This is a genomic window from Nocardiopsis sp. iso_186 (assembly GCF_056173365.1).
The window spans coordinates 1,522,745-1,547,630 of the sequence record NZ_CM149670.1; the positions used below are offsets into that span (position 1 = coordinate 1,522,745).

The 24,886-nt window shown below is 67.9% G+C and carries 23 protein-coding genes; 21 read left to right on the forward strand and 2 right to left on the reverse strand.

What is annotated here, in order from left to right; translation table 11 throughout:
* The first annotated feature begins 89 nt into the window (after positions 1 to 89).
* The 16 genes from AC0VYP_RS06895 (at position 90) to AC0VYP_RS06970 (ending at position 14,070) form a co-directional block, all read left to right on the forward strand.
* Positions 90 to 659 (forward strand): HIT family protein, encoded by a 570-nt coding sequence (locus AC0VYP_RS06895; RefSeq protein ID WP_285759464.1) that lies wholly within the window; start codon positions 90 to 92, stop codon positions 657 to 659.
* Complete coding sequence (locus tag AC0VYP_RS06900; RefSeq protein WP_285759465.1) at positions 656 to 1,039, forward strand: thiol-disulfide oxidoreductase DCC family protein; 384 nt, start codon at positions 656 to 658, stop codon at positions 1,037 to 1,039. The genes AC0VYP_RS06895 and AC0VYP_RS06900 overlap by 4 nt, the downstream gene beginning before the upstream one ends.
* A gap of 66 nt (positions 1,040 to 1,105) precedes the next feature.
* On the forward strand, positions 1,106 to 1,741 hold the full coding sequence (gene pgsA, locus AC0VYP_RS06905; RefSeq protein WP_285759467.1) for a phosphatidylinositol phosphate synthase: 636 nt from the start codon (positions 1,106 to 1,108) through the stop codon (positions 1,739 to 1,741).
* Between the two features lie 10 nt (positions 1,742 to 1,751).
* The gene (locus AC0VYP_RS06910) at positions 1,752 to 2,657 is read left to right on the forward strand and encodes a phosphatidylinositol mannoside acyltransferase (protein ID WP_285759469.1); all 906 of its coding nucleotides are present in this window, start codon (positions 1,752 to 1,754) and stop codon (positions 2,655 to 2,657) included.
* A gap of 5 nt (positions 2,658 to 2,662) precedes the next feature.
* Positions 2,663 to 3,811, forward strand: coding sequence for a glycosyltransferase family 4 protein (locus AC0VYP_RS06915; protein WP_475474179.1), 1,149 nt, complete (start codon positions 2,663 to 2,665; stop codon positions 3,809 to 3,811).
* A 43-nt stretch (positions 3,812 to 3,854) separates the two neighbouring features.
* Entirely contained in the window at positions 3,855 to 4,337 is a 483-nt protein-coding gene (locus AC0VYP_RS06920) for a hypothetical protein (RefSeq protein ID WP_475474181.1), read from the forward strand.
* Between the two features lie 277 nt (positions 4,338 to 4,614).
* The gene (pdxS, locus tag AC0VYP_RS06925; RefSeq protein WP_285759571.1) at positions 4,615 to 5,541 is read left to right on the forward strand and encodes a pyridoxal 5'-phosphate synthase lyase subunit PdxS; all 927 of its coding nucleotides are present in this window, start codon (positions 4,615 to 4,617) and stop codon (positions 5,539 to 5,541) included.
* A 178-nt stretch (positions 5,542 to 5,719) separates the two neighbouring features.
* A complete protein-coding gene (gene pdxT / locus AC0VYP_RS06930) occupies positions 5,720 to 6,328 on the forward strand; it encodes a pyridoxal 5'-phosphate synthase glutaminase subunit PdxT (protein ID WP_475473070.1) in 609 nt (202 codons plus the stop codon).
* Positions 6,325 to 7,074, forward strand: coding sequence for a YebC/PmpR family DNA-binding transcriptional regulator (locus AC0VYP_RS06935; RefSeq protein WP_285759472.1), 750 nt, complete (start codon positions 6,325 to 6,327; stop codon positions 7,072 to 7,074). The genes pdxT and AC0VYP_RS06935 overlap by 4 nt, the downstream gene beginning before the upstream one ends.
* Before the next feature lie 131 nt (positions 7,075 to 7,205).
* Positions 7,206 to 7,673: a DUF4282 domain-containing protein gene (locus tag AC0VYP_RS06940; RefSeq protein WP_285759474.1), complete on the forward strand. Its 468-nt coding sequence runs from the start codon at positions 7,206 to 7,208 to the stop codon at positions 7,671 to 7,673.
* 102 nt (positions 7,674 to 7,775) lie between these two features.
* Positions 7,776 to 8,324: a crossover junction endodeoxyribonuclease RuvC gene (gene ruvC / locus AC0VYP_RS06945; protein WP_475473071.1), complete on the forward strand. Its 549-nt coding sequence runs from the start codon at positions 7,776 to 7,778 to the stop codon at positions 8,322 to 8,324.
* Between the two features lie 28 nt (positions 8,325 to 8,352).
* Positions 8,353 to 8,964 carry a Holliday junction branch migration protein RuvA gene (gene ruvA, locus AC0VYP_RS06950; protein ID WP_475473072.1) on the forward strand — a complete coding sequence of 204 codons (612 nt, stop codon included), beginning with the start codon at positions 8,353 to 8,355 and terminating at the stop codon, positions 8,962 to 8,964.
* Between the two features lie 134 nt (positions 8,965 to 9,098).
* Positions 9,099 to 10,154 (forward strand): Holliday junction branch migration DNA helicase RuvB, encoded by a 1,056-nt coding sequence (ruvB, locus tag AC0VYP_RS06955; protein ID WP_475473073.1) that lies wholly within the window; start codon positions 9,099 to 9,101, stop codon positions 10,152 to 10,154.
* A 133-nt stretch (positions 10,155 to 10,287) separates the two neighbouring features.
* Positions 10,288 to 10,677 carry a preprotein translocase subunit YajC gene (gene yajC, locus AC0VYP_RS06960; protein WP_432707469.1) on the forward strand — a complete coding sequence of 130 codons (390 nt, stop codon included), beginning with the start codon at positions 10,288 to 10,290 and terminating at the stop codon, positions 10,675 to 10,677.
* A 100-nt stretch (positions 10,678 to 10,777) separates the two neighbouring features.
* Positions 10,778 to 11,308: an adenine phosphoribosyltransferase gene (locus AC0VYP_RS06965; protein WP_285759482.1), complete on the forward strand. Its 531-nt coding sequence runs from the start codon at positions 10,778 to 10,780 to the stop codon at positions 11,306 to 11,308.
* A 578-nt stretch (positions 11,309 to 11,886) separates the two neighbouring features.
* Positions 11,887 to 14,070, forward strand: coding sequence for a RelA/SpoT family protein (locus AC0VYP_RS06970; RefSeq protein ID WP_285759483.1), 2,184 nt, complete (start codon positions 11,887 to 11,889; stop codon positions 14,068 to 14,070).
* Between the two features lie 81 nt (positions 14,071 to 14,151).
* Here AC0VYP_RS06970 and AC0VYP_RS06975 read toward each other — a convergent pair whose 3' ends face one another.
* Positions 14,152 to 15,384, reverse strand: a complete 1,233-nt coding sequence (locus AC0VYP_RS06975) for a DUF349 domain-containing protein (protein ID WP_285759484.1) — start codon at positions 15,382 to 15,384, stop codon at positions 14,152 to 14,154.
* Positions 15,385 to 15,771: 387 nt separating this feature from the next.
* Between AC0VYP_RS06975 and AC0VYP_RS06980 the strand changes: the two genes are divergently transcribed.
* From AC0VYP_RS06980 to AC0VYP_RS06995, 4 genes are all read left to right on the forward strand, one after another.
* Entirely contained in the window at positions 15,772 to 16,446 is a 675-nt protein-coding gene (locus AC0VYP_RS06980) for an MBL fold metallo-hydrolase (RefSeq protein WP_475473074.1), read from the forward strand.
* 183 nt (positions 16,447 to 16,629) lie between these two features.
* On the forward strand, positions 16,630 to 18,369 hold the full coding sequence (gene aspS / locus AC0VYP_RS06985) for an aspartate--tRNA ligase (protein ID WP_475473075.1): 1,740 nt from the start codon (positions 16,630 to 16,632) through the stop codon (positions 18,367 to 18,369).
* A 793-nt stretch (positions 18,370 to 19,162) separates the two neighbouring features.
* Positions 19,163 to 21,187, forward strand: coding sequence for a SpoIIE family protein phosphatase (locus AC0VYP_RS06990; RefSeq protein WP_475473076.1), 2,025 nt, complete (start codon positions 19,163 to 19,165; stop codon positions 21,185 to 21,187).
* 77 nt (positions 21,188 to 21,264) lie between these two features.
* Positions 21,265 to 21,957, forward strand: coding sequence for a phosphatase PAP2 family protein (locus AC0VYP_RS06995; protein ID WP_285759489.1), 693 nt, complete (start codon positions 21,265 to 21,267; stop codon positions 21,955 to 21,957).
* 27 nt (positions 21,958 to 21,984) lie between these two features.
* Here the strand turns inward: AC0VYP_RS06995 and AC0VYP_RS07000 are convergent, their stop codons facing one another.
* Complete coding sequence (locus AC0VYP_RS07000; RefSeq protein ID WP_285759491.1) at positions 21,985 to 23,403, reverse strand: serine/threonine-protein kinase; 1,419 nt, start codon at positions 23,401 to 23,403, stop codon at positions 21,985 to 21,987.
* A gap of 157 nt (positions 23,404 to 23,560) precedes the next feature.
* Here AC0VYP_RS07000 and AC0VYP_RS07005 point away from each other — a divergent pair, with 157 nt between their 5' ends.
* Entirely contained in the window at positions 23,561 to 24,880 is a 1,320-nt protein-coding gene (locus AC0VYP_RS07005) for a replication-associated recombination protein A (RefSeq protein WP_475473077.1), read from the forward strand.
* The last annotated feature ends 6 nt before the right edge of the window (positions 24,881 to 24,886 follow it).

Here is a 24,886-nt window from a genome sequence, read left to right on the forward strand (position 1 = left end):
GTCGCCGCGCTGTCGGGGTGCCCGACGGCGCGGCGACACCGCCCCGTCCTATGCTGGCGTGGAGGCGAAGAGGAGAGGTGGGCGAGTCGGTGAGCAGCACCCAGCACGACGTTTCGGACACCGGTGCCGGAGAGGAGCAGCCGCATGATCCCGACGGTTTCCAGCGGCTGTGGACCCCCCACCGAATGGCCTACATCAAGGGCGAGAACAAACCGACCGGATCGGCGCCGGAGGACGGTTGCCCCTTCTGCCGTGCGCCCTCGCTCCCCGATGACGAGGGACTGGTGCTCGCGCGTGGCACCAAAGCGTTCGCGCTGCTCAACCTCTATCCGTACAACAGCGGTCATCTGATGGTCTGCCCCTACCGCCACGTCGCCGACTACACCGAACTCGACCCCCGAGAGGCGGCCGAGGTCGCGGAGCTCACCAAGGCCGGGATCACCGCGTTGCGCACGACCGCCGGTCCCCACGGCTTCAACGTCGGGATGAACCTGGGGACCGCGGCGGGAGCGGGTATCGCCGCGCATCTGCACCAGCACGTCGTCCCGCGCTGGGGCGGTGACACCAATTTCATGCCGGTGGTCGGTCGGACCAGGGTGCTGCCCCAATTGCTGACCCAGACGCGGGAGCTGTTGGCCGAGCATTGGCCTGCGCCATGAGCGCTGTATCGCCGGTCCTCGTCTACGACGGCGACTGCGCCTTCTGCACCGTCGCTGCCCAGGCAGGCCAGCGCCACATCACCGGGGGAGGCCCCGTCGTGTGGCGGCCCTGGCAGTTCTGCGAGCTGTCCACTCCTTTGGAGGAGCGCGCGCAACGCGAGATCCTGCTGCTGCACCCCGACGGCCGCCGGGTATGGGGTGGCGTTGACGCGGTGGCCGTCCTGCTCCTCAACAGCCCGCACCGCTACTGGTGGCCGCTGGGGTCCCTGCTGCGGCGGCCTGTTGCCAGGGGCTTCGGGGGCGCCGTCTACCGCTGGACGGCCCGCAACCGATACCGGCTGCCCGGCGGGACTCCCGCCTGCCAACTGCACAGTGACTGAGGGCCGCGCGTTTCGGCGCGCTCGGTGCGCCGGAACACCGCGAGCGCTCTACGATCTGAAGAAGTCATGCTGAGAATTCTGCGTCCCGTCATCGCCCGCCTACTGCGACCCGTCGGCCGCGGCCTCGCCCAGCTCGGTGTCAGCCCCGACATGATCACGATCGTGGGCACCATCGGCGTCGTCGTGAGTGCGTTCGCCTTCTACCCTCGCGGAGAGCTCTACCTCGGGACCGTCGCTGTCACGGTCTTCGTGCTGTTCGACATGCTCGACGGAGCGGTTGCCCGGGCCGGCGACGTCGAGAGCCGTTGGGGGGCCTTCCTGGACTCGACCCTCGACCGGCTCGCCGACGCCGCCATCTTCGCCGCGCTGCTCATGTGGTTCATCAGCGACGGCCACGATGAGCCGCTTGCCTGGCTCACGATGTTCTGCCTGATCAGTGGGTTTGGTGTGTCCTACATCAAGGCCAGGGCAGAGGCACTGGGAGCCAACTGCGACGTCGGTATCGCCGAGCGGACCGAACGACTGATCATCACGTTGGTCTCCGTCGGCCTCGCGGGGTTGGGCGTTCCCTACGTTCTCGCCGGCGGGCTCTGGGTGCTCGCGATCCTCAGCGCAATCACCATCGTCCAGCGCCTCGTGGAGACCCGTAACCGGTTGACCGAGCCCAGTCCCACGTACGGCGCCACCGAACCGAAGGGCTGAGCACTCCGCTATGGGAGATCGCACCACCACGGCCGCCTACACGCTGGGTTGGACGCTGATTCGCCACGTCCCCGAGCGCTCCGGTCGTTGGGCTTTCACCAAACTCGCCGATCACGCCTGGCGTCACCGGTTGGGCGGTGTCCGGCAGTTGGAGGCCAACCTCCGTCGGCTGGTCGGCCCCGACGCCTCCCTGGCCGAGCTCCGAGCGTTGTCCAGGGCGAGCATGCGCTCCTACATGCGCTATTGGTACGAGTCCTTCCGGCTGCCCGCTATGGGGCGGGACCTCATCGCGGACCGCACCCGAAGTACCGGGATCGACGCACTGGAAGCCCACATCGCCGCAGGCCGGGGAGTGGTCGCAGCACTGCCGCACATGGGCAACTGGGACCACGCCGGAGCGTGGATGACGGTGCGCGGGACCCGGTTGACCACCGTTGCCGAGCGATTGCGGCCGGAGAGCCTCTTCGAGAAGTTCGTGGGTTTTCGCGAGGAACTGGGGATGGAGGTGCTGCCGCTCACCGGAGGACCGTCCAGTGCGGCCGGGACGTTGGCACGCCGACTGCGTGCGGGCGGCCTGGTCTGCCTGCTCGCCGATCGCGACCTCACCGAGTCCGGCATCGAGGTGACCTTCTTCGGCGAATCCGCGCGGATGCCCGCGGGACCGGCTGCGCTGGCCCTTCGCACCGGCGCCGCGCTTTTGCCCGTTTCGCTATGGTTTGACGGTCCGTGCTGGGGTATTCGGGTGCATGCGGAGATCGCGCCGCCCGCGGAAGGCGACCGGTCGGAGAAGACCCGCGCCATGACACAGGAACTCGCGACGGTGTTCGAGAGCGAGATCGCCGAGCACCCGGAGGACTGGCACATGCTGCAACGAGTGTTCACCGCCGATCTCGACCCCGAACCGCGGCGGCGGTGAGTCCGATTCGTGTGGGCCTGGTCTGTCCCTACACCTGGGATGTCCCGGGCGGCGTGCAACAGCATGTGGGCGACCTCGCGGAAGCGCTCATCGGACTGGGGCACCGGGTATCGGTCCTCGCCCCCTGCGACTCCGAGACCGAACTGCCCCCGCACATCGTCTCCGCGGGCCGGGCGATCGCAGTGCCCTACAACGGGTCGGTGGCACGTCTGAGCTTCGGGCTGCGCGCCGCGGCCAAGGTCCGCCGCTGGATCCGCGAGGGCGACTTCGACGTGCTGCACGTGCACGAGCCCGCTGCGCCGAGCCTGTCCCTGCTCGCCTGCTGGGTGGCGGAGGGCCCTATCGTCGCCACCTTCCACACGTCCAACCCCCGCTCGCGTGCGATGGCCGCCTCGGCGACGATGCTGCGCACCGCCCTGGAGAAGGTCAACGGTCGGATCGCCGTGTCCGAGGCGGCCCGCAAGACGCTTGTGGAGCACCTGGGCGGGGATGCCGTCCTCATCCCCAACGGCGTGCTGGTGGACCGTTACACCGAGGCGGAGCCCCTCCAGGGGTGGCCCGGAGAAGGCGGAGCGATCGGTTTTCTGGGCCGGATGGACGAACCGCGCAAGGGGTTGTCGGTACTGCTCCAGGCGTTCGACCGGATCGGACCGGATTTTCCCGGCCTGCGCCTGCTCCTGGCCGGTCCCGGTGACGCCGAGGAGGCGCGTGCCAAGATCGCGCCGGCACTGCGCGACCGGGTGGTCTCCTTGGGGCTCGTCAGCGAGGCGGACAAGGTCCGGGCCTACCATTCCGTTCACGTCTTCTGCGCCCCCAACCTGGGAGGGGAGAGCTTCGGCATCGTCCTCACCGAAGCGATGTCGGCGGGGGCGGCGATCCTGGCCAGCGATATTCCGGCGTTCCGCCATGTTCTGCGGGAGGGGAGGGCAGGACAGCTGTTTCCCACCGGCGACCCTGCCGCGCTGGCGGCCGGCGCCGTGGAGCTCCTCCACGATCCCGATCGCCGGGCCGCGCTGTCTCGCGCGGCCCGTGTCGCCGTGCAGCCCTATGACTGGAGTGCGGTGGCCGCGGACGTGGTGCGCGTCTACGAGGCCGTACTGCCCGAGCCCGACGCACCCGTGGTCGCCGCCCGGCCCGTCGCAGAGACGGGGTGAGAGCGTGCTCTCCACGCTGACCACGGTGTTCGCCATTCTGGTGATGTTCTCTTTCTACCTCTCCTGGCGGGCCACCCGACTGGACCGACTGCACACCAGGTTCGAGACGGCTTCCGCTGCGCTGGACGCTGCCCTCGCCCGGCGCGGAGCGGTCGTGGGTGAGCTCGCAGGCGCCGCACTGCTCGAACCCGCCTCCAACGTGTTGCTGGCCGACGCCGCCGCCCAGGCGCGCCGTGCACGTGGCCAAGCCGACCGCGAGCTGGCCGAGAGCAACCTTTCCCGGACCTTGCGCGTGGTGTTGGCAGAAGCGGACCTGTCGGACGAAGGCGCCGGTCTTCTCGCCGAAGTGCACGCCGCGGCCAAGCGGGTCTACATCGCCCGGCGGTTCTACAACGACGCGGTCGCCGCCACCCACGTAGCCCGCTCTTCCCGTCTGGTGCGGGTCCTGCGCCTGGCAGGACGCGCCGAACTGCCCGACTATTTCGAGATGGACGACGAATCGCCGGGGGCGGGGACCCTGGGATGATCCGGTCGGCTCCGTCCGACGACGACCGTCGGGAATTCCCGATCGGCGGTCGTCGTTCCACCTAGGCGTGCACCACGCGAGCGCTCTTTCGCGGATGCAGTGGGCACGGACCGCCAATGGCCCGGACACCTTTGGTGTTATGTCCTGAAAGTGGCGCTCAAGGGAGGATCTACCATGGAGAACACAGGAGCAGGCGAGGCCGACGTCAAGCCCGTTCGTGTGACCCCATAGGATCCTTCCCGCACTGAGGGATTTGAGAGCCGTGTCCACCCAGAACCTGGAGTCCGCAGCCGTGACCAACACCGTTGAGAACACGACCGAAAGCACGGTCGGCACCGCCCGCGTCAAGCGCGGCATGGCCGAGCAGCTCAAGGGCGGTGTGATCATGGATGTGGTGACGCCCGAGCAGGCCAAGATCGCCGAAGACGCCGGCGCCGTCGCCGTCATGGCACTGGAGCGGGTTCCCGCCGACATCCGCAAGGACGGCGGCGTGGCTCGCATGTCCGATCCCGACATGATCGACGGCATCATCAGCGCCGTCTCCATCCCCGTGATGGCCAAGGCCCGCATCGGTCACTTCGTCGAGGCGCAGGTCCTGCAGTCCCTCGGCGTTGACTACATCGACGAGTCCGAGGTCCTCACCCCCGCAGACGAAGCACACCACATCGACAAGTGGGCTTTCACCACTCCTTTCGTCTGTGGCGCCACCAACCTGGGCGAGGCCCTGCGCCGCATCGCCGAGGGCGCGACCATGATCCGCTCCAAGGGTGAGGCCGGCACCGGCAACGTCGTCGAGGCGACCCGCCACATGCGACAGATCCGCAGCGACGTCAAGCGCCTGGGAACCTTGGACGAGGCCGAGCTCTTCATCGCGGCCAAGGAGCTGCGCGCTCCCTACGACCTGGTGAAGGAGGTGGCCACGCTGGGCAAGCTCCCCGTCGTGCTGTTCACCGCCGGTGGCATCGCCACTCCGGCCGACGCCGCCATGATGATGCAGCTGGGCGCAGAGGGCGTCTTCGTGGGCTCGGGCATCTTCAAGTCGGGCGACCCGGCCAAGCGCGCCCAGGCCATCGTCAAGGCCACCACCTTCCACGACGACGCCGAGACCATCGCCAAGGTCTCGCGCGGTCTGGGCGAGGCAATGGTCGGCATCAACCTGGACGACCTCAGCGACAACCAGCGTTACGCCGGCCGCGGCTGGTAACGGCCCCGCCGCGGGCCGGGAGCCCGACGACAGTGGTTCCCGGCCTTTTCGGCCCCGCCCGCGCCAACCAGGTACCTACGCCGGTGAACGCGGGCTTCGGCGTTCTACGGACGCCGTCCACACAGCCGGGCCCTCCCCGGGGAACGGTGATGAACGAGCAGTTGAGCGAGGTTGCCTCTTGTCCGCCACCCCCACCATCGGCGTACTCGCCCTCCAGGGCGACGTACGCGAGCACACGCATGCGCTCGAACGGTCGGGTGCCCGCGTCGTCACGGTGCGGCGCCCGACCGAACTCGACACCGTGGACGGACTTGTCGTGCCGGGAGGGGAGTCCACCACGATGTGGAAACTCGCCGAGGCTTTTGAGGTTTTGGAGCCGCTGCGCAAACACATCGCCTCCGGAATGCCCGCCTACGGATCCTGTGCGGGAATGATCATGTTGGCCGACCGCATCGAGGACGGCGTCCAGGGGCAGAAAACCATCGGCGGGATCGACATGACGGTGCGCCGCAACGCTTTCGGGCGCCAGGTTGACTCCTTCGAGGCGGGGGTGACGGTTACCGGCGTGGACGGCGGTCCGTTCGACGCAGTGTTCATCCGCGCGCCCTGGGTCGAGTCCGTCGGAGCGGGGGCCCACGCGCTCGGACACGTCGCCACGGGAGAACGTGCCGGTAGGATCGTCGCGGTACGACAGGGGGCGCTGCTGGCAACCTCGTTCCACCCCGAACTCACCGGGGACACGCGTATCCACAGGCTCTTCGTCAACATGGTGAAAGGACACGCATGAGCGGCCACTCCAAGTGGGCCACCACCAAGCACAAGAAAGCCGTCATCGACGCGAAGCGGGGCAAGCTCTTCGCCAAGCTGATCAAGAACGTCGAGGTGGCCGCACGCACCGGTGGCGGAGACCCGGACGGCAACCCCACGCTCTTCGATGCCATCCAGAAGGCCCGCAAGAACTCCGTGCCGCTGGACAACATCGAGCGCGCGCGCAAGAGGGGCGGCGGCGAGGAAGCCGGCGGTGCCGACTGGCAGACCATCATGTACGAGGGCTACGGCCCGGCGGGCGTGGCGCTGCTGGTGGAGTGCCTCACCGACAACCGCAACCGCGCGGCCTCCGAGGTCCGTGTCGCGGTCACCCGCAACGGCGGCTCCATGGCCGATGCCGGATCGGTCTCCTACCTCTTCAACCGCAAGGGCGTCGTCATCGTGCCCAAGGAGGGGACCACCGAGGACGACGTCACCCTCGCGGTGCTGGATGCCGGCGCCGAGGACATCAACGACCTGGGCGAGGCATTCGAGGTCATCAGCGAGGCGACCGACCTCCTCCCGGTGCGCACCGCACTCCAGGAGGCCGGGATCGAATACGAGTCGGCGGAGACGAGTTTCCTGCCGAGTATGGAGATTCCGGTGGACGAGGAAGCGGCCAAGAAGGTGCTGCGTCTCGTGGACGCCTTGGAAGACTCCGACGATGTGCAGAACGTCTTCACCAATGCCGACATCTCCAACGAAATCTTGGAGAAGATCGGTTAATCCCCCCGTTTCACTCACGCGCGCCCCGGCACCAGTGCCGGGGCGCGCGTGTGTCCGCACCTCTTCGGTGGAAGGGCGACCCCGGAGACGGTAGATATGTGCAGTCACCCCTGACGAAACGGAGCCCGGCCATGTCCTATCCCCCCGACCCCAACCAGCAGCCCTGGCAGCAGCCGTCCGGTCCCTATCCCGGACAGCCCCCGCAGGGGCCGCCCCCCGGTTCTTACGGGGTGCCGCCCGGTATCGGGTACCAAGGGGCGCCGCCCCCCGGCGGACCCCAGCCGGTCCTGGAGAAGGGTTTCTTCGGGGCCCTGTTCGACTTCGGGTTCACCACCTACGTGACCTCGAAGGTCATCAAGGTCCTCTACGTCATCGGCCTGGTGCTCGTGACGATCGCGACGCTGTCCTTTGTGGTCAGCTCGTTCTCGATGATGGGGAGAGGGGGCTTCGATACGTTCTTCGGCATCCTCATGCTGCTGTTCAGCCCGGTGCTGGCCCTGCTCTATCTGATCCTGCTACGGATCTGGATGGAACTGCTCATCGTGGTCTTCCAAATCGCCGACGACCTCCGGGCGATCCGGATCCGCGGCGGTTTCTGACACCGCTCACCGGCTCGCTCCGCGAGGGAGGGAGCCGGTGACCCCCCTTCCGGGTAGGCTCTGCGAACGGACGTTCGAGAATCAGGGCGGGGAGGCCGCAAGGTGCGCGTGCTGGGAGTCAACCCGGGGTTGACCCGGTGCGGTATCGGAGTGGTCAACGGGGCCATCGGCCGCACACTCACCATGGTCGCCGCCGATGCGATCCGCACCTCTGCCGATGCCGAACTCCCCGTCAGGCTGCTCGGCATCGAGCGCGGGATCGAGCAGTGGCTGGACGACTACCGGCCGGACGCGGTCGCCGTGGAACGGGTGTTCGCCCAACACAATGTCAGCACCGTTATGGGAACCGCGCAGGCCAGCGCGTTGGCCATCGTGTGTGCCGCACGTCGTGGCCTGCCCGTGGCCCTGCACACCCCCAGCGAGGTCAAGGCGGCGATCACCGGAAGCGGCCGCGCGGACAAGGCGCAGGTCGCCATGATGGTGGCACGGATCCTCAAACTCGCGGAGCCCCCCAAACCCGCCGACGCCGCCGACGCCGTCGCCCTTGCGGTCTGCCACCTGTGGCGCGGCGGCGCCCAGGCACGCGTTGCCCAGGCCCAGCAGGAATTCGCCCGCAAGGTGGAGCTCGCCCGTCAAGCACGCGGCATCTAGTAGTCCCGTACGACACGAGAGGGAAGAAGTGATCGCGTTCCTGACCGGCCGGGTCGCAGCCCGCGGCATCGGATCGGCTGTCATCGAGGTGGGCGGCGTCGGTATGACCGTGCAGTGCACCCCGGCCACCCTGGCACGGCTGCACATCGGTGAGCAGGCCACTGTTGCCACCTCACTGGTGGTCCGGGAGGAATCCCTGACCCTTTTCGGCTTCGGCGACGACGACGAGCGCGACGTCTTCGAGCGAGTGCAGACCGCCAGCGGAGTAGGGCCCCGCCTGGCGTTGGCGATGCTCTCCGTGCACACCCCCGACTCGCTGCGGCGCGCCGTGGCGGCCGAAGACACCGGCGCGCTCACCCAGGTCCCGGGAATCGGCAAGAAAGGAGCGCAGCGCATCGTCTTGGAGCTCAAGGACAAGCTCGGTGCGCCGCTCGACCCCGGTCCTGCCCCGATCGGGGCCGCCGCTTCCGCTCCGGCCGCCCTCGCCTGGCGCCCCCAGGTCGTCTCCGGTCTGGTCAACCTGGGGTGGACCGCCAGGGACGCCGAGGCCGCGGCCGACGCAGTGGCCACCGATGCCGAGGAAGGCGCCGACGTCGCCGTCCTGCTGCGCAGCGCACTGCGCAAACTCAGCCGCGCCTAGCCGCGGCGTCTCTGCCGACCGGAGCGGGATGCCCTTTGCGGCAGCCCGCTCCCGTCAAGAAAGCCCGGGCTGGGCGGGGAACATCCGATCGCCCCGCGACATCCCCCGGCGACCAGCGTAGAAAGGCCGCACCGATGAACGAGCACGACCGCGAACTCGTCTCGCCCGACGCCGACGTGGACGAGCGTGCAGTCGAGGGAGCACTGCGGCCCAAGAGCCTGGACGAGTTCGTCGGCCAGGAGCGCGTGCGCGAGCAGCTGTCCCTCGTGCTGCGCAGCGCACAGCGAAGGGGCAAGGCACCCGACCACATCCTCATGTCGGGGGGCCCCGGCCTGGGCAAGACCACTCTGGCCATGATCATCGCCGCGGAACTGGGCGCACCCCTGCGCATCACCTCCGGGCCGGCCATCGAACGTTCCGGTGACCTCGCCGCGGTGCTGTCCACCCTGCACGAGGGCGAGGTGCTCTTCCTCGACGAGATCCACCGCATGGCCCGTCCCGCGGAGGAGATGCTCTACGTCGCGATGGAGGATTTCCGGGTGGACGTCGTGGTGGGCAAAGGGCCCGGCGCCACCGCGATCCCTATCGACGTGGCGCCGTTCACCCTCGTCGGAGCGACCACCAGGGCGGGAATGCTGCCCGCTCCGCTGCGTGACCGGTTCGGCTTCGTCGCACACATGGACTTCTACCGGCCCGACGAATTGGAGCGGATTCTGACCCGTTCCGCCGGACTGCTGGGGGCCGAGATCGATCCGGACGCGGCAGTGGAGATCGCCGGACGCTCCCGGGGCACGCCTCGGATCGCCAACCGGTTGCTGCGCAGGGTCCGCGACTACGCGGAGGTGCGTGCCGACGGGCGCCTCACCCTGAAGATCGCCCGTGCGGCCCTCAACCTCTACGAGGTCAACGACGAAGGTCTCGACAGGCTCGACCGTGCGGTGCTCGACGCCCTGCTCCGCCGGTTCCGCGGGGGACCGGTCGGCCTGTCCACGTTGGCGGTGTCGGTGGGGGAGGAGCCCGAGACGGTCGAGACCGTTGCAGAGCCCTTCCTCGTCCGTTCGGGATTCATTGCCCGCACTCCCCGCGGCCGGGTCGCAACCCCCCAGGCGTGGTCGCACATGGGGGTGGCCCCGCCTCCGGACGCGGCCTTCGGTGCCGCGGCCCTGATGGAGGAGACCGAAGGGTCGTAAGCTGGACGTAAGCCGGTCTCCGGCTCGACGCCGGCCGGTTCGGGAACCCGCAGCCGGGGCCGTTCGTTGGAGCAGGGCGTGCCGCCCGTTGTGCTGTGGTGCGGCCAGGACATACCCCAGGAAAGGACGCCCAGTGCAGGGCCTACTGAATTTCGCAGCGGAGGGCCAGGGCCAAGGCTCTGGAGTCCTCGGCCAGATCCTCATCTTCGTTCTCATCATCGCGGTGTTCTACTTGCTGTTCTTCCGGCCGCAGCAAAAGCGCCGCCAGCAGGAGATGCAGATGCAGAGTGAGCTGGGCCCGGGGACCGAGGTGATGACCAAGGCCGGTATCTACGGCACCATCACCGAGGTTCACGACAACGACGTCGAGCTGGAGATCTCGCCCGGAACCCGCATCCGGATGGTCAAGGCCGGCGTGGGCGAGGTGATCAACCCGCAGGAGCCCCAGGTTGACGACACCCCTGTCGAGGATCGACCCGATTTCGGCAATGACCCCGGCGACGGCAGGGGAGACAACAAATAGTTTGGCCTGCCCAGCGCGCAGCGAAGACTTTTCACCCGGTACCGGCCCCGCATGCGGGGCCGGTACCGTTTTTGGTCCGACAAACCGGAGAAGGCCCCCGATGACCACTGACCTGATCGCTCTCATCGACCGCCACGTGCGTGACATCCCCGATTACCCGCAGCCCGGAGTCGTGTTCAAGGACATCACTCCGCTGCTGGGCGACCACGCCGCCCTGACCGCGACGGTCCGCGGCCTGGCCGACCCCTTCAGGGACGAGCGGATCGACTACGTGGTCGGGTTGGAGGCCCGCGGATTCATTTTCGGGACACCGGTCGCGCTGGAACTGGGGGCGGGTTTCGTCCCGCTGCGCAAAGCAGGGAAACTGCCCGCACGAACCTTGAGCCAGTCCTATGATCTGGAGTACGGCACCGCGACGGTCGAGATACACGCCGACGCGATCACTCCCGGGAGCCGGGTGCTCATCGTGGACGACGTTCTCGCCACCGGGGGTACGGGGCACGCCGCGGTTGAATTGGTCCGACGCGCGGGTGGTAACGTCGTGGGACTCTCGGTCCTGATGGAACTCGGTTTCCTCAAGGGGCGCGAGAGGCTGCCCGACGTCGAACTGCGCGCTCTGATCGCTCTCTAGCGGTCCGGCGGGGGACGCCGACCAATCGGGGTGCTTGTGCCCCACCGCACCGACGTGCTGATATGTCGTCCCTTGCGGTATGCGAACCGTGGAATGACGGCATGGCGGCACCGCGTTACAGGACCCAAGGGCTGACCGCCCACATCACACATCAAACCGATGCATCGGGCGGCGACGACGACGTCCCACCACCTCGGTTTTGAAGAATCCGGTCCGGCGGAAGCCAACGAGGCGACCATCGGTGAAGCCGCGGGAGGTTGTCCATGCGCAGTGAAATGGTCTCGACCGAGGCGGTTTCCGCACGGTCGGACGAGCCGGACCGAAACCGCGACCAGCAGCCCGGAGACGCCCCGCGCGTCGAGACGGCAGACGAGTGTCAGGGGGGCGCCGTCTCCGACGAGGTGCCCCACACCCCAGTACCCGACGCCGTGGCCGGTGCCGCCGCGGACTCCTCCCACACCGGCAGGACGGATGACGATCCTGACCCAAGGCCAGCTTCCACCACTCCATCCGCCCCGTCCTCTACCGTGCGGGTCCGCCGCAGACTCGCACGACTCGGCGCTCAGCGGGGAGCGAACATGAACCCGGTTCTCGAACCTCTCATCAAGACGGTGCGTGCCACGCACCCCAAGGTTGACGTCCGACTCATCGAACGCGCCTACGACGTCGCAGCGCATCACCACCGCGACCAGAAGCGCAAGAGCGGTGACCCCTACATCACCCACCCCTTGGCGGTCGCCACCATCCTGGGCGAGCTGGGGATGCAGGAGCCCACCATCGCAGCGGCCTTGCTGCACGACACCGTCGAGGACACCTCCTACACGCTTGGGCAGCTGCGCACCGACTTCGGCGACGAGATCGCCGAACTGGTGGACGGAGTCACCAAACTCGACAAGGTCAAGTACGGCGAGGCCACCCAGGCCGAGACCGTGCGCAAAATGGTCGTGGCCATGTCGCGCGACATCAAGGTCCTGGTCATCAAGCTGTGCGACCGTCTGCACAACATGCGCACGCTGCGCTATCTGGCGCAGCCCAAACGGGAGAAGAAGGCCCGCGAGACGCTGGAGATCTTCGCCCCGCTCGCCCACCGCCTGGGAATGAACACCATCAAGTGGGAGCTGGAGGACCTCGCGTTCGCCACGCTGTTCCCCAAGCGCTTCGACGAGATCGCCCGTTTGGTCTCCGAACGTTCCCCGCGCCGCGACGTCTATCTCCAAGACGTCATCGAGGCCGTCTCGGCCGACCTGCGCGAGGCCAGGATCAAGGCGACGGTGCGGGGGCGGCCCAAGCACTACTACTCGATCTACCAGAAGATGATCGCCCGCGACTGCGGCTTCGACGAGATCTACGACCTCGTGGGCATCCGGGTCCTCGTCGACAGCGTCCGCGACTGTTACGCGGCCCTGGGCACCATCCACGCGCGCTGGAACCCGGTGCCTGGGCGGTTCAAGGACTACATCGCGATGCCCAAGTTCAACATGTACCAGTCGCTGCACACCACGGTGATCGGTCCGGCGGGCAACCCGGTCGAACTCCAGATCCGCACCCGGGCCATGCACCGCCGGGCCGAGTACGGGATCGCCGCGCACTGGAAGTACAAAGAGGACCGCAACACCGGTGGCAAGAGCGCCGAGCCCAAGGCCAAGGGCGGTTCCGGCGACCTCGCCTGGCTGCGGCAGCTCATCGACTGGCAGCAGGAGACCAAGGACCCGGGCGAGTTCCTGGAGTCGCTGCGGTTCGACCTCTCCGTGCAGGAAGTCTTCGTGTTCACCCCCGACGGTGATGTGATCGCGCTGCCGCAAGGGGCCACCGCTGTCGATTTCGCCTACGCCGTACACACCGAGGTCGGTCACCGCACCGTGGGGGCACGGGTCAACGGCCGACTGGTTGCGCTGGACAGCGAACTCAGCAATGGCGAGACCGTGGAGATCATCACCGCCAAGACCGCGGACGCCGGCCCCAGCCGCGACTGGCTGAATTTCGTCAAGAGCGCCCGAGCCCGCAACAAGATCCGCCAGTGGTTCACCAAGGAGCGGCGCGAGGCCGCGATCGAGCAGGGCAAGGACGCCATCGCCAAGGTGATGCGCAAACAGGAGCTACCGGTCAAGCGGCTCTTCAGCGGTGAAGCACTGATCGCCCTGGCACACGACCTCCGGTACCCCGATCTCGACGCGCTCTACGCCGCGGTCGGGGAGAACCTGATCAGCGCGCAGAACGTCGTGGAAAAGCTGGTCGACGCCCTGGGCGGTCTGGACGGTGCCGAAGAGGACATCGCCGAGACCGCGGTGCCCACCCGGCCGGTGCGCCAGCGCGCGGCAGGCAATCCCGGCGTGGTCGTGGAGGGCGATGCCGATGTCTGGGTGCGGCTGTCCAAGTGCTGCACGCCGGTCCCGGGCGACCCGATCATCGGTTTCGTCACCCGTGGCTCCGGTGTCTCGGTGCATCGCAGCGACTGCGTCAACACCAAACACCTCGACCCCGAGCGCATGGTCCAGGTGCAGTGGCAGCCCACCGAGAAGTCCATGTTCCTGGTGGCACTCCAGGTCGAGGCGTTGGACCGCACGCGCCTGCTCTCCGACATCACCAGTGTGCTGTCCGATCAGCACGTCAACATCCTCTCGGCGACCGTGCAGACCAGCCGGGACCGCGTCGCGCTGAGCCGGTTCACCTTCGAGATGGCCGATCCCGCTCACCTCGGGCACGTCCTCAAGGCGGTACGCGGTGTGGACGGCGTCTACGACGTCTACCGGATGAAGAACTAGCCGGGGAGAAACCTGCGGCCCGCGCCGCCCCGTTGATACGGGGACGGCGCGGGCCGCAGGCTGTTGAGGGTTGACGAGCCGTCAGCTCATCTCCTCCAGCGCCTTCTGCGCCTCGGCGAGCCAGGACCGGCGCGCGGTCAAAGCATCCTCGGCTTCGCGAACCTTGCGGTCGTTGCCGGCGGTGCGGGCCTTCTCCAGCTTGCCCTCCAGGTCCGCGATGGAGTTGCGCAGCTGGTTGACCGTCGCCTCGGCACGGGCACGTGCCTCGGGGTTGGTCCGCTCCCACTCCTTCTCCTCGGCCTTGCGCACAGAGTCCTCGATCGTGCGGAAGGCACCTTCCAGGCGTTCCCGGGAGTCGCGCGGCGCCATACCGGCCTCCTCCCAGCGCTCCTGGAAGTCGCGCAGCCGCGCACGGGCTTCACGCGGGTCGGAGAGGGACAGCAGTTCCTGGTTGGCCTCCTCCAGCAGTTTCTCCTTGGCTTCGGCGTTGACCCGGAGTTCGGCGTCGCGTTCGGCGAAGACGGAGTTGCGTGCCTGGAAGAACCGGTCCTGTGCACCCTTGAACCGCTCCCAGAGCGCGTCCTCGGTGGCGCGGTCGGCACGGCCGGTGCTCTTCCACTGCTGCATCAGGTCGCGGTAGCGGCCGGCCGTGGGCCCCCAGTCGGTGGAGTCCGCCAGGGTCTCGGCCTCGGCGACGATCTTCTCCTTGTCGGAGCGCACGTGCTCGCGCTGCTCGTCCAGACCGGCGAAGTACGCCTTGCGCCGCTTGGAGAAGGCGTTGCGGGCAGTGGACATCCGCTTCCACAGTGCCTGCTCGGTGGGGCGGTCGGCACGGGGGGCGGCCTTCCACTCCTCGATGAGCTGGCGCATCCGCTCGCCGCCGGTCTTCCAGTGCGTGGTCTCCTCGGCCACCCGCTCGGCCTCGACGACGATGCGTTCCTTGATGTCGCGGGCTTCGCCGCGCGCCTGCTCCTGGGCCTGCTTCTGTTCGACCTTGCGCTGCTCGGCGCGTTCGGTCAGCGTGTCCAGGCGCGCCGAGAGCGACTCCAGGTCTCCCACGGCGTTCGCGTCGGTCACCGAGGTGCGCAGTTTCTGCACGCTGCTCAGAGCTTGGGCCGCGGAGAGGTCGGTCGTCGCCAGCCGCTTTTCCAGCAGCTCCACCTCGGTCAGGAGCGCGTCGTACTTGCGCTGGAAGAACGCCAGCGCCTCTTCCGGAGCGCCCGCCTGCCACGATCCGACGACACGTTCGCCCTCGCTCGTGCGCACGTAGACCGTGCCGTCGTCGTCTACGCGGCCCCAGGGGTCCGTGGTCACCGTGATCCTCCTGCTGTGATGAGCCTGACGATTAGCCAGGTCGATGTGGTCGTGGACAGCATGTCCCGTACGGCTCGCCCCGCCTGAGCGGTGGTCGGCCTTTGGGGGTGGGCATGAATCTACCCGTACCGGCTGAACTGACCTATGTTGTCGCTGCCCAGAGTGTGTACGGTCCGGGCTCCGACCAATATGGCACTGTCGCGGCGATTGGCAAAGAGCCATCGGCCGCGTGGTGACCGAATGGTGATGAATCGTCGGGGTGGCTCGCCTCGGCGCGAGCGGTGGTCTCGTCCGGATAACAGGTCGCTCACCCTCCGCGACCTCGGTAGGCTCGGGGGGCCCGGACCGGGCACCCGCAGTCGTCAAGAAACGAGGTCGGCGCTCACCGTGTTCATCGCAGACTTTCCCGCCGGACCACTGGCCGCGAATTGTTACGTGGTCGCGTCCGCCGCGGGAGGGCGATGCGTGATCGTCGATCCCGGACAGGACGCGGTCAACAGGGTGGCGGGGCTGGTCGCCGAACACGGCCTGACCGTCGATGCGGTGTTGCTCACCCATGGCCACTTCGACCACGTCTGGTCCGCGGCGTCGCTGTGCGAGACCTACGCCGTCCCGGCCTATTTGCACCCCGCCGACCGTGCACTGCTCACCGATCCTGGCCGCGGCCTCGATCCCGGTCTGGCCGCGCAACTGCTCGACCTGTTCAAAGGCCAGGTTCCCGGGGAGCCGTCCGATCTTGTGGCCGTAGCCGACACCCAGGTCGTCAGGCTCGCGGGCCTGGAGTTCACGGTCGATCACGCTCCCGGACACACCCCCGGATCGGTCACCTACACCGTGCCCGGAACGGGAGACGCCCCGGCGGTGATGTTCACCGGAGACCTCCTCTTCGCCGGCTCGATCGGACGCAGCGACTTCCCCGGCGGCGACCACGCCGAGATCCTGCGCAGCCTCGATCGGGTCTGCCTGTCCCGTGACGACGACACCGCGGTCCTTCCCGGCCATGGGCCCCGGACGACCATCGGCCAGGAGCGGGCCACCAATCCCTTCCTGCGCGACCTCTAGGGCGCTTGCGCTTCCGTTTCAGCACGATCGTGAAGAATGATGACCAGCACTGCACCGCACGCGGGTTCGGACTCGCCGCTCATGCCCAGACGAGATACCGGCACCGGTTGCCCTCCTGAGTAACCGGAGACCGCGCATGTCAGGCAAGATGAGACAGTCCTAAACCGTTGAAGGAGAACCCCGTTGATCCGCACGCATGACGCGGGCACGCTGCGCGCCGAGCATGCCGACGAGACCGTAGTCCTGGCCGGCTGGGTGGCACGCCGCCGTGACCACGGCGGCGTCGTCTTTTTGGACCTGCGCGAGGCGTCCGGCGTGGTCCAGGTCGTGGTGCGCGAGGACGACCTCGCCCACGACCTCCGCTCGGAATACTGCATCAAGGTCACCGGCACCGTCCGGGTCCGCCCCGAAGGCAACGAGAACACCGAGATCACGACCGGGGCGATCGAGGTCGTGGCCACCGAGATCGAGGTCTTGAGCGAGGCAGCCCCACTGCCCTTCCCGCTGGACGGCTCCCAGGAGGTGTCGGAGGAGGCGCGGTTGCGCTACCGGTACCTCGACATCAGGCGCCCAGAACGTTCGGCTGCCCTGCGAGCCCGTTCCCAGGCCACCTATGTCGTCCACGACGTCATGCGCGAGCACGGCTTCGTCAATGTCGAGACGCCTTACCTCACCCGTTCCACGCCTGAAGGCGCCCGCGACTTTCTTGTCCCGGTGCGACTCCAGCCCGGACACTGGTACGCCCTCCCTCAGTCCCCCCAGCTGTTCAAGCAGCTGCTCATGGTGGGCGGCATGGAGCGCTACTACCAGATCGCCCGTTGCTTCCGCGACGAGGACTTCCGGGCGGACCGCCAGCCGGAGTTCACCCAGATCGACATCGAGATGAGCTTTGTCGACCAGGAAGATGTGATCGCGCTGGGCGAGCAGTTGGCAGCCCGGCTGTGGAGCGAGGTCGTGGGCTATGAGATCCCGCTGCCGCTGCCCCGTATGCCGTTCAACGAGGCGATGGACAGGTTCGGCTCCGACAAGCCGGATCTGCGTTTCGGCCAGGAACTCACGGAACTCACCGAGGTCTTCGCCGACACCTCGTTCCGTGTTTTCCAAGCGCCTTACGTAGGTGCGGTCGTCATGCCGGGCGGGGCCTCCCAGACCCGCAAGCAGCTGGATGGGTGGCAGGACTGGGCCAAGGCGCGCGGTGCGCGGGGACTGGCCTATGTGTTGATCCAGGAAGACGGGTCTCTTGGCGGTCCCGTGGCCAAGAATCTCTCTGACACGGAGAAGAGCGGCCTCGTGGCCGCGGTGGGAGCAAAAGCGGGAGACGCGGTCTTCTTCGCGGCAGGTGCACGTAGGGCATCCCAAGAACTGCTCGGAGCGGCTCGTCTGGAGATCGGCAACCGTCTTGGCCTCATCGACGAGTCGAAGTGGTCCTTCCTCTGGGTTGTCAACGCTCCGATGTTCGAGGAGACCGATGACGGGGGGTGGACCGCAGTGCACCACCCCTTCACCGGCCCGAAGCCCGAGTTCGAGGCCACCTTCGACACCGAGCCAGCCAGCGCATTGGCCTATGCCTACGACATGGTCTGCAACGGTTCGGAGATCGGTGGCGGGTCGATCCGTATCCACCGCGGCGAGATTCAGCAGCGCGTGTTCGATGTGCTGGGAATCAGTAAAGCCGAGGCGGAGTCGAAGTTCGGGTTCCTGCTGGAGGCGTTCAAGTTCGGCGCACCTCCGCACGGGGGCATCGCATTCGGTTGGGACCGCATCATTACCTTGTTGACCGGTGGCGACTCCATTCGTGATGTGATCGCGTTCCCCAAGACGGCATCCGGGGGAGACCCGCTGACCGGGGCGCCGACCCCGATCACGCCTGTGCAGCGTCGCGACGCCGGGGTTGACTTCGTTCCGGAGAACGAGGACGCCTGAAGCGTTTTCATTGACAGGTGAGGTGACCGGGGTCTGTGCGCCACAAGGGTGCTGGGCCCCGGTTCTCGTTTCGCGCAGTTCCTGGCCGTCGGACGGGAATCGGGGAGGCTGTCGGTGCAGGGAGGCGTGAACGGCAGGCCGGGGCCGTCCGGTCGCGACCGGAGTCGTGAAGAGCCGACCCAGGATTCCTCCGACCCTTCCGCTTTTTGCCTTTGAAGCCCTTCCTGGCGCCTTTTGGGGCAAATAAAGAGTATGGCCGCTTTGCGTTTTCGTGGCATGGGAAGAGGTTGTCGGGGCTGACGGTTCTCCCAGGCTCGGCGGTCCCTGTCCCTTCGCGGTCAGGCGGTTGATTCTCCGCCGGGGGTGCTCGATGTTCGGCTGTCGCAGCGCTCCTGAGGGTATTCGCGCCAGAGGACGGCTTCCGTGGCCGTCGGGGAACCCGTGCCAACACGGATCCTGAGCACCGGACGGGAGTGCGGCCAAGCCGCTAAGGTGGAAACTCGCCCGCCGGGGCGCCGGTTGGTGCCGAGGAACTCTGGTCGGCACACTTTCCGGGCGATATTGCTTCGGTTGTGAACGATCGATCCACTTGTCGGTACTTTGTTTGCATTTTCATGGAGATGTCCGAAGTACTGTTCGGGCAGAATGGTTCCCGGTCCGCCTTCGGCCGGTTCGACCACTCCCACCTGCCTGGACAGACGCTCATATCGCTAAACTAGGGCGAATCGGATGCTCTCGGGAGACCCGCGACTCACAGGTTGGGCATTCGTGACGACACAGGGATGATCTATACGTGAACGGTTCTACCGGCACCACGGACGGCTTTGCCGGTTCCGGAGGATTAACCGATGCCGCTTTCACCGCGGAGATGGGTGACCCCGCCGGTGCTGCGTTCCTGCATGCCCCGGCTGCAATGCTCGTCGCCGACAACGCCGGCGCGATCGTGTTGGTGAACAAGGCGTTCACCCGCTTCACCGGACTCACCTCAGCCGCGGCGACAGGCCGGGCCTGGCCCGAGCTCTTCACCGAAACCGATCAGGGGCGCGGGTGGGAGCTGCACCGGGCAGCCATCGACCCTGCCGACGTCCGTCCCGCCACCGACCTCACCCTCCAGACGACCCAGGGCGCTCCGCGCCGCACCACCGTCACCCCGCGTCCCCTGCCCGCGCACAGCGACTCCGTCAACGGAGCAATCGTCTCGCTCTCCGAGGTCGGGCGGGACGAGGAGACCCTGCGGGTCGTCACCGAACTTCGGCTGCGCGACGCCGACACCGCGCTGTGGAGCCTCGACCTCACCAACGGTGAACTCGGTGAACTCTTCGGTCCTTCACCGCTGGGGCGAATGCTCGCCGGCGACATCCGCACCCTCGAAGAGTGCCTTGCCCGAGTGCACCGCGACGACATCGCGCGGCTGCGCGACGCGTTGGAGGCGTCCTACCAGGGGCGCGACTACGAGCAGCGGTTCCGCATGTTCGACCAGGTCGGAGATGAGCGCTGGCTCTACGCTCGCGGCTGCTACGTGGGCGGGGAGAGCCCCCGCCTCGTCGGGATCATCGACGACATGACCGAGCACGTCCAATTGGTCCGGCGCCTGGCCGACCGCCGTCGGATCGAAGCCGCGCAGGGGCGCCAGGTCAATGAACTGGCCGCCAAACTCGTCTCCGCAACTACGGTCGAAGAGGTCACCGGACTGCTCAGCGAGGAGTTCGTTCCGATCTTCGGTGGCGACGACGCAAGCGTCATGCTCCTGGACGACGGTCGCCTCAAGCTCTACCCGGCCTCGGCCGCCGACGGGGACTCGGTGCGCATGATCGACGGCCGCGACCCTCATGACGCCTCCTATCCCATGGGCGCGGTCATTCAGGACCGCCAGCCCCGGTTCTTCGAGAGCCGCGCCGAGGTCCTCGAACGTTTCCCAGCCGTCGAGGAGTCGTTGCACCGCACCAGCGCCCAGTCATGGGCGATCGTCCCGATCTTCGGTGATCGCCGAGTGGCCTTGGGGGTGTGGTCGGTCTCCTGGACCCAGCCCCACCATGCCACCCCGGACGAGCGTGCCCTCATGCTGACCCTGGCAGGTCTGGCCGGGCAGGCGCTCCAACGTGTCAACCGCCAACAGGCCGAACTCGAACTCGCCGACGCCGTCCAGCGCCGTATGCTTCCCACCCAGCCACCCGACTTCCCCGATCTCGACGTCGCCGTGCGCTACCTGCCCTCGCGTGCGGGGTGGCGGGTCTGCGGCGACTTCTACGACGCCATTCCGCTCCCAGGCCGCCGTGTCGGCCTGCTGGTCGGCGACGTCCAGGGACACGGAGTGGAGGCGGCCGCGGCGATGGGCCAGATCCGGATGGCGTTCCGTGCGTACGCCACCAATCAGAGCGACCCCGGAGTGGTGCTGACCGAGACCAACCGGCTGCTCAGCGAGACCGGAGAGATCGTCTTCGCGACCTGCGGCTACCTGGTCCTTGACCTCGACTCCGGCAAGCTGCAGGCCGCCTGGGCCGGCCAGCCGCCGGTGGTCCTGGCGACCGAGTCCGGCTTCGACATCTGGGAGCCCGAAACCGGCCCGCCGGTCGGGGTGGACATCGACGCCTCCTATCCCGTCAGCAGCCGGGAGCTGACTGTCGGAACCACCCTGCTGATGTGTTCGGACGGCCTGGTGGAGAGTTCCAAGGTGCACATGGAGGACGGCCTGGCCGAGGTCGGCAACGCCCTGTCGGCGATGGCTGCCGACGTGCACCAGGCAGCCACCTCCCTTGCCGACCTCGTGCCGGCCGGCCGCGGCGACGACATCGCGATCCTGATCGCCCGGATGCGTTGACCACGGACCTGCGGGGCGGCCCGGTCGGGCGGAACCGCTGGGTATGACCGGTGCCGTGCCGGGTACGGGTGTCACTCATGAGACAACGATCAGCCGTGCCGCCCCCCGCGGCCTCGGGCACAGAAGTATCCCCTCGCCTGCTCGGCTGGGCCGCCGTCATCCTGCTGCTCGGGTTCGTGGCCCTGAGCGCTGTGCTCCTGATCGATGTCCGCGCGCCTTTGTTCCAACGCGGCGACGAAGCCGTCACCGCGACCGTCGCAGCCGGCCAGACCGGAGCGCTCACCACGGTGGCTCTCTTCCTCCACCATTTCGGCCAGTGGCCGTTGGCGACCGTGTGGTTGGTCGCGCTCTTGCTCCCGTTGGCCGTTGCGCGGCGGTGGGATTCCATCGCCCTGGTCGTCGGGGCCTGGGCCGGCACCTCGCTCCTGGCCGTGCCGTTCTTCAAGGCCGTGGTGGATCGCGTCCGCCCGCTTGAGCAGTTGGTCGTGATGGCCTCGCCGTCCTACCCTTCCGGGCACACCGCCTTCGCCGCGGTCGTCACGATGTCCGCTGTGGCGGTCTGCCCCCCGAAATGGCGGGCGTGGGCACTCGTGGGGTCGCTGGTCTGCACCGCGGCAATGGGGTGGAGCCGGATCTACGTAGGCGTTCACTGGTTTTCCGACACCATGGGCGGTGCACTGCTGGGCTGGGGGATCGCGCTCCTGGCGTGGTGGGCGGTGGCCCGGGTGCACGGTATCCGTGCCGGCCGAATCGACTCCGACGCGTCCTGAACCCGTCTGGACGTCCGCCCGGACCGGTCAGCCCAACAGGAACAGCACCGCGATCACCATCGAGATCACCACGCCCAGAACACCGCCCCAGTCACTGCGGCCCATCTCGTGGTTGAACGTCTTCCTGGCCGCTCCCAGCAGCACGAACCAGCCAGGAACCACGGTGGCCAACAGATAACCCAGCCGGAGCGCGTGCAGGAAGCCGTCAGCGGTGAAGAACCCCGGGTAGTGCCAGTCCGGTAGCAGGGTGGCCTGGGTGAACCATGCCCACAGCGCCGAGGCCATCCACCCCACGGGCAGTTGGATCACCGGAAGCGCGAACAGCAGGAGCATTCCGATCAGCGCTCCCTGGAACGTCTCACCGTCGGGGACGGCCTCCTCCGCCGGCTTCTCGGGGTCTTTCCCCGTTTCGGTGTCGTCCCCGTCGGAGTCCACGGGTTCGCCCGGAGCGTCGCGGACGTCGGGCACGCGTCCGCTGCCGGCCGCGTCCGCATTGACCAGGCGCTCGATATCGGCCAGCGTTCGTTCCGGAGCCATCGTCTCGGCGGCTTGGAGATCGGAGCCTTCGCCCCACCGTCGGGTCGGGGCGACAGCCGGAGTCTCGCCCACCGGGACCGGGGCGGTGCCGGACAGGGGGGCGGCTCCGCGTGCGTCACCCAGCCGGTTCAGGATCTCTTCGGGATCGGGGCGGGCGGCACGCTCCTTGGCCAGGCAGTCCAGCAGGAGCGGCCGCAACGAATCGGGCACCCCGCTCAGGTCCGGTGGGTCGGTGCTGACCCGTTTGAGCATCGTCAACGCCGCTCCGGTGCCAAAGGCGGGCCGTCCGCTCGACGCGAGCACCAGGACCGCGCCCAGGGAGAAGACGTCGCTCCTGGCGTCCAACTCCTGGCCCTCCACCTGCTCAGGCGACCAGTAGCCGGGGGTGCCCACGGTTACCCCGGTTCCGGTGATGGCGAGTCCGTCGGCGGCCCGGGCGATACCGAAGTCCAGCACCCGGGGCCCGTCCTCGGCCAGCAGTACATTCGCCGGTTTGAGATCGCGGTGGATCAGACCGCACCGGTGCACATCGATGAGTGCCTCCGCGAGGCCGGCCGCGAGTACCCGTACCTCCGATTCGGCCATGGGGCCCCGGGCCTCCACCTCGGCCTGCAGGGTGGGGCCCTTGATGTAGGCGGTTGCCAGCCACGGGATCTCCGCCTCGGGATCCGCGTCCAGCACCGGTGCGGTGAAAGCGCCGCTCACTTGCCGGGCAGCCAGTACCTCGCGCGCGAAGCGGATCCGGAACTCCTCGTCTGCGGCGTATTGACGGTGCACGGTCTTGACCGCAACCAACCGGTCCCCCGGGGAGCGGGCCAAGTAGACCTGACCCATTCCGCCGGCCCCCAACCGATTGAGCAGGGTGTAGCGCCCCACGTGGAGAGGGTCGGTGGCCTCCAGCGGCTGCACGACGTCACCTCCTCGGAGCGATCGGAACGGGGCAGTATGGCACAGTCCCTGTCCCATACTGCCCCAGAAGCCGGATCTTGCGGCATTCATCCCTCCGTGTGGCGTGTGCTCGCCCGTTGCCGTCCCGCCGCTCTGCGTGGTCGCCTACGCTGAACACGTGTCCGAAACACTGTTCGACGATGCCGGGGCCGAGGCCCAGCGCGGCCAGGAACCACTGGCGGTGCGGATGCGCCCGCGTACCCTCGACGAGGTCGTCGGCCAGCGCCACCTCCTCGGTCAGGGCAGCCCGCTGCGACGCCTGGTCGAGGACGACGCCCCGATGTCCCTGCTTTTGTGGGGGCCGCCGGGTACGGGCAAGACGACCCTGGCCACCGTGGTCAGCAAAGCCACCAAGCGCCGCTTCGTGGAGCTTTCCGCCGTCACCGCCGGGGTCAAGGACATCCGTTCCGTCGTCAACAATGCACGGCGCGAACTCGGTATGCGCGGGACCCGCACGCTCTTGTTCGTCGACGAGGTGCACCGTTTCAGCAAGACCCAGCAGGACGCACTGCTGCCGTCGGTCGAGAACCGCTGGGTCAGCTTCATCGGGGCCACCACGGAGAACCCCTTCTTCTCGGTGATCAGCCCGCTGCTGTCCCGCTCGCTGATGCTCACCCTGGAGTCCCACACCGATGACGACATCCGTGCCGTCGTCGATCGTGCACTGACCGACGGCAGGGGGCTCCGAGGCCGCTACACCCTCAGTTCCGAAGCCGCCGAGCACCTGGTCCGTCTCGCAGGGGGCGACGCCCGCCGTTCGCTCACCTATCTGGAGGCAGCGGCCCTGGTCGCCGGTGGGCGAGAGGAGATCGCCCTCGCCGACGTCGAGCGCGCGGTGGACCGAAACGCGGTGCGCTACGACCGCTCGGGCGACCAGCACTACGACGTCACCAGCGCGTTCATCAAAAGTATGCGTGGCAGCGACGTGGACGCGGCACTGCACTACCTGGCCCGCATGGTCGAGGCCGGAGAGGACCCGCGCTTCATCGCCCGTCGCCTCGTCGTGCACGCCAGTGAGGACGTCGGGATGGCCGACCCCAGCGCACTGCAGGTGGCTGTTGCGGCGGCCCAGGCCGTGGAGCTGATCGGTCTGCCCGAGGCACGGATCAACCTGGCCCAGGCGGTCATCCACATCGCGCTCGCGCCCAAGTCCAATGCCGTCGTCCGCGCCATCGACGCCGCATCGGCCGACGTGCGCGCAGGCAAGACCGGAGCGGTCCCCCCACACCTGCGCGACGGCCACTACAAGGGTGCGAAGGAACTGGGACACGCCCAGGACTACCTTTACCCGCACGACCATCCAGGCGGAGTCGTCGCCCAGCAGCACGCCCCCGACTCCCTGGACGGCACGCAGTACTACCATCCCACCACGCACGGGGCAGAGCGCCGGTTCGGCGAGGTGCTGGAGCGGATCAAGGGAGTTCTGCGTCCGTTGTGAACAACG

Bases quoted from the DNA above. Each gene is read 5' to 3' on its own strand.
- AC0VYP_RS06910 (WP_285759469.1), top strand. From the start codon at position 1,752: ATGGGAGATCGCACCACCACGGCCGCCTACACGCTGGGTTGGACGCTG.
- AC0VYP_RS06935 (WP_285759472.1), top strand. From the start codon at position 6,325: ATGAGCGGCCACTCCAAGTGGGCCACCACCAAGCACAAGAAAGCCGTC.
- AC0VYP_RS06900 (WP_285759465.1), top strand. From the start codon at position 656: ATGAGCGCTGTATCGCCGGTCCTCGTCTACGACGGCGACTGCGCCTTC.
- AC0VYP_RS06995 (WP_285759489.1), top strand. From the start codon at position 21,265: ATGAGACAACGATCAGCCGTGCCGCCCCCCGCGGCCTCGGGCACAGAA.
- AC0VYP_RS06970 (WP_285759483.1), top strand. From the start codon at position 11,887: ATGAACCCGGTTCTCGAACCTCTCATCAAGACGGTGCGTGCCACGCAC.
- AC0VYP_RS06965 (WP_285759482.1), top strand. From the start codon at position 10,778: ATGACCACTGACCTGATCGCTCTCATCGACCGCCACGTGCGTGACATC.
- ruvB (WP_475473073.1), top strand. From the start codon at position 9,099: ATGAACGAGCACGACCGCGAACTCGTCTCGCCCGACGCCGACGTGGAC.
- AC0VYP_RS06920 (WP_475474181.1), top strand. From the start codon at position 3,855: ATGTTCTCTTTCTACCTCTCCTGGCGGGCCACCCGACTGGACCGACTG.
- AC0VYP_RS06940 (WP_285759474.1), top strand. From the start codon at position 7,206: ATGTCCTATCCCCCCGACCCCAACCAGCAGCCCTGGCAGCAGCCGTCC.
- pgsA (WP_285759467.1), top strand. From the start codon at position 1,106: ATGCTGAGAATTCTGCGTCCCGTCATCGCCCGCCTACTGCGACCCGTC.